2 protein-coding genes are annotated in these 1,099 nt (G+C 70.9%); one reads left to right on the forward strand and one right to left on the reverse strand.

The window, feature by feature from the left end:
- Positions 1-239: 2-oxo-4-hydroxy-4-carboxy-5-ureidoimidazoline decarboxylase (locus G6026_RS15600; protein ID WP_277815620.1), on the reverse strand; the 239-nt coding region annotated here is incomplete at its 3' end.
- Positions 240-726: 487 nt separating this feature from the next.
- Here G6026_RS15600 and G6026_RS15605 point away from each other — a divergent pair.
- Positions 727-1,047, forward strand: coding sequence for an urease subunit gamma (locus tag G6026_RS15605; RefSeq protein ID WP_017837974.1), 321 nt, complete (start codon positions 727-729; stop codon positions 1,045-1,047).
- Positions 1,048-1,099: the final 52 nt, after the last annotated feature.

Consider the following 1,099-nt stretch of genomic DNA (forward strand, 5'->3'; position numbering starts at 1 on the left):
GGGTGCGCATCGACCGCGGACAGCACCTCGGCGTCGCTCTGCCCGGCGAGCACCCGTCGGGCCGCGGAGTGCAGGGCCGCGCGCGAGCGGTATGGCCGACCGTCCAGTACCGCCCGTGCCCATTCGGCAGATCCCGACAGCTCCGTGAGCACGGGCAGCAGGTTGTCCGCGGGGGCGGTGTCGAAGTCACCCACGGCGGGGTCGTCGGTCGCGGTCGTCCCGGCGATGTTCTGGGGCATCGATTCATGATGGCAGTGGGCGGGAGGCGGAGCGATGGCGACGCGGGAGTCGTAACGTGCCGTAACAATCGGCCGCCGAACCAGTGGTCGGGCGCGGCCGGTGCTGCCGGACGGGCCCTCGCCGGGTGCGCTGCCCTGTGACCAGCGGTGCCCTGCTCGCCCTCTGCAGGGCGCCACAGGACAGAGGGCTGGTGTGGTGGAGGGCTGGTGTGCTGGGGCAGGCACGGGGCGGGTGTTCAGACGGCGCCGGAGTCCGGATGATCCCGTGTTTGGATCGCGCGGCGCGAACCAGTGGAGGGACACGGTCCGTGACCTGCGGTGCCCTGCTCGCGCCGTTCAGGGCACCGCAGGTCAGGGACGTTCAGGCGCTCGGCGACAGGGGTGGGAGCGGTCCTCGGCAGCGGTGTTACACGGCCGACACACGGTGGTATTAGCGTGATCGACACGCCCCGGCGCGCCGACGCTCCGAGCACGAGAGGACCCGCCGATGAAGCTCACCCCCCGCGAACTGGACAAACTCACCCTGTTCACCGCGGCGGAGGTGGCCCGCCGGAGACTCGACCGCGGCGTGCTGCTCAATGTCCCGGAGGCCACCGCGCTCATCTCGTGGGAGATCGTCGAGCACGCCCGCGACGGACGCACCGTCGCCGAGTGCATGGACCTGGGGCGTCGGGTCCTGGACGCCGGGCAGGTCATGGCCGGGGTGGTGGAGCGGCTACCGATGATCCAGGTCGAGGCCACCTTCCCCGACGGTTCCAAATTGGTGACCGTCCACGATCCCGTCGGCCCGGTGGAGCAGCAAGCATGACCGCCCGCGCCACGGTGTACGACCATGGAGCTGTGCACGACCATGGACCTGT

The organism is Dietzia sp. DQ11-38-2 (genome assembly GCF_014145055.1).
GTDB lineage: Bacteria > Actinomycetota > Actinomycetes > Mycobacteriales > Mycobacteriaceae > Dietzia.